This window comes from Micromonospora sp. NPDC047753 (assembly GCF_040642735.1).
Classification (GTDB): Bacteria; Actinomycetota; Actinomycetes; order Mycobacteriales; family Micromonosporaceae; genus Micromonospora.
In genome coordinates, this window is record NZ_JBEYSL010000677.1 from 1 (window position 1) to 2,912 (window position 2,912).

Here is a 2,912-nt window from a genome sequence, read left to right on the forward strand (position 1 = left end):
GTGGCTAGCACTCCGTCAAGGAGAGTGCCAGCGCGTCGCGCCCCTCGGTGGGGGAGTTGATGCTGGAGGTCGCCGACGAGGGTCGGCAGGTCGCCGTCCCAGCGACGTGCCTGGCTGTCGCCTTCGCGCGGCCGGGGCACGCCGCGCGGCAGCGGAGCATCCGGCGGGTCAGCGGAAGGCAGGCCATGCGACAGCAGGGGTACGCCGCGCAGCCGCCCGGCGGGGCTACTTGGTGGCGGTCGGGGTGTCCGGCTCGTCCTCGGTGCCCTCGGACAGGGTGTCGTGCACCCCGTCCGCGTACCCCCGGGCGTAGTCCCAGGTCACGTAGTGGTCCGGGTCGGGGTCGTAGGCGGGTTCGTGCACCCGGGGCCGACCCGAGTTGAGCAGGTGCCGCAGGTTGCCGCGGAGCAGGTCCCAGTCGAAGTAGTGCGGCTCGCGACAGTCCTCGCATTCGATCACGAGCCCGCGAACCCCGATCGGGGCCAGTAGGGCCTGGTAGATCTCCAGGTCAGCGAGGTCTTCCAGCACATCCTGCCGCTCGACGTCGGTCAGCGGATCCGGCGTCGCGTCATCGCCCGGGTCATCCAGACCCGCAGTCGGATCGGCCGGGTCGCCATTGAACGGGTCGATGGGCTCGTCGTGCACCCCCTCACCGTAGACCCAACGCGGCGCGAACGTCCGCCCCCCGGCCTCCGCGCCGGCCCGGCCTGCCACGGACGGGTCGCCCAGCTCACTGGGTACGATGAGGCGACGTGCCGGCATCGTGGCGCGCTCCGGTGCCCGCCCGCGCCACCTCGCTGAAGCCCATCCGAGCAGCTCAGGGGAGCAATCGTGGAAAATTCGCCCAGCACCGATCTTCCGGCCGGCGGCGAGCACGCCGACCTGGGCGGCCACCTGCCCGAGCTGCCGGCCGGCTCCGCCCGGGTGGTTCCGCTCGGCCTCACCTTCGACGACGTGCTGCTTCAGCCGGGCGAGTCGGACGTGGTGCCCAGCCGTGTGAATACCCGGACGAAGCTCACCCGCAACATCGAGTTGTCCATTCCGCTGCTGTCCAGCGCGATGGACACGGTGACCGAGGCCCGGATGGCGATCGCCATGGCCCGCCAGGGCGGCATCGGCGTGTTGCACCGCAACCTCTCCCTGGAGGACCAGGCGCTCCAGGTCGACCTGGTGAAGCGCTCGGAGTCCGGCATGATCACCAACCCGGTGACCGCGAGCCCGGACGACACGCTGCGCGAGGTCGACGAGCTGTGCGGGCGTTACCGCATCTCCGGTGTTCCCGTGGTGGACGGCGACGGCCAGCTGGTCGGCATCGTCACCAACCGGGACATGCGTTTCGTCTCCGAGCCGAACACTCCGGTTCGCGAGATCATGACCCACACCCCGCTGGTCACCGCGCGGGTCGGGGTGAGCAAGGACGAGGCGCTTGCGTTGCTGCGTCAGCACAAGGTTGAGAAGCTGCCGATCGTCGACGACTCGGGCCGGCTGCGTGGCCTGATCACCGTCAAGGACTTCACCAAGAGCGAGCAGTACCCGGACGCCAGCAAGGACGACGCCGGCCGGCTGCGGGTCGCCGCCGCCATCGGTGTGGGCGAGGACGCGTACAAGCGGGCCCGTGCACTTGTCGACGCGGGCGTCGACGTGCTGATCGTGGACACCGCGCACGGTCACCAGCGGGCCGTGCTGGACATGGTCCGCCGGCTGAAGGCCGACGTGACGGTTGACATCATGGGCGGCAACGTGGCCACGTACGCGGGTGCGAAGGCGCTTGTCGACGCCGGCGCCGACGGCGTCAAGGTGGGCGTGGGACCGGGCGCGATCTGCACCACCCGCATCGTCGCCGGGGTCGGCGTGCCGCAGGTGACCGCGATCATGGAGGCGGCCCGGGCCGCCCGCCCGGCCGGTGTGCCGGTGATCGGTGACGGCGGCATCCAGTATTCCGGCGACATCGCCAAGGCCCTGGTGGCCGGCGCGGACACGGTGATGCTCGGCAGCCTGCTGGCCGGTTGCGAGGAGAGCCCCGGCGAGCTGATCTTCGTCAACGGCAAGCAGTTCAAGACGTACCGCGGGATGGGGTCGCTCGGCGCGATGCAGTCCCGGGGTCAGGCCAAGTCGTACAGCAAGGACCGTTACTTCCAGCAGGACGTGCTCAGCGACGACAAGCTGGTTCCCGAGGGCGTGGAGGGCCAGGTGCCCTACCGGGGGCCGCTGTCCCGGGTCGCCCACCAGCTGGTCGGCGGGCTGCGGCTGGCGATGGGGTACGCCGGTGCGGAGAACATCCCCGATCTGCACCGCCGGGGCCAGCTCATCCGGATCACCGCGGCTGGTCTGAAGGAGAGCCACCCGCACGACATCCAGATGACCGTCGAGGCGCCCAACTACCACACCCGCTGATCCAACACCCCCAACCACCTGGAGTCCCCCATGCGTGACGTGGTCGAGATCGGGCTGGGCAAGACCGCGCAGCGCGGCTACCACCTGGACGACATCGCCATCGTGCCGAGCCGCCGTACCCGGGACGTCGACGACGTCTCGACGTCGTGGCAGCTCGACGCGTACCCGTTCGGCATTCCGTGCGTCGGCCACCCCTCCGACGCCACCATGAGCCCGGCCTCCGCGGTGCGGCTCGGTCAGCTCGGCGGCCTCGGCGTGCTCAACGTCGAGGGGCTCTGGACCCGCTACGAGAACCCGACCAAGGTGCTGGACGAGCTGGCCGGCCTGGACGAGGAGGCCCGCGCCACCAAGCGGCTCCAGGAGGTGTACGCCGAGCCGATCCGCCCGGACCTGATCGCCGAGCGGGTCCGCGAGCTGCGTGCCGGTGGCGGCACCGTGGCGTGGTCAACTGCCGGTGCACGGCCGCCGCCGCGGCCCGCTCACCCCGCCCGAGCAGCCGGGACAGCTGCGGCGACACC

At 71.1% G+C, this 2,912-nt stretch carries 2 protein-coding genes and 1 pseudogene; 2 read left to right on the top strand and 1 reads right to left on the bottom strand.

The window, feature by feature from the left end; all coding sequences use genetic code 11:
* Positions 1 to 225: 225 nt before the first annotated feature.
* Positions 226 to 645 carry a DUF5319 domain-containing protein gene (locus tag ABZ749_RS33000; RefSeq protein WP_355010073.1) on the bottom strand — a complete coding sequence of 140 codons (420 nt, stop codon included), beginning with the start codon at positions 643 to 645 and terminating at the stop codon, positions 226 to 228.
* A 186-nt stretch (positions 646 to 831) separates the two neighbouring features.
* On the opposite strand from ABZ749_RS33000, the gene guaB reads away from it, so the two are divergent.
* Complete coding sequence (gene guaB / locus ABZ749_RS33005; RefSeq protein ID WP_357234815.1) at positions 832 to 2,394, top strand: IMP dehydrogenase; 1,563 nt, start codon at positions 832 to 834, stop codon at positions 2,392 to 2,394.
* 30 nt (positions 2,395 to 2,424) lie between these two features.
* Positions 2,425 to 2,912 (top strand): annotated as a pseudogene (locus tag ABZ749_RS33010) (hypothetical protein); the annotation flags it as partial.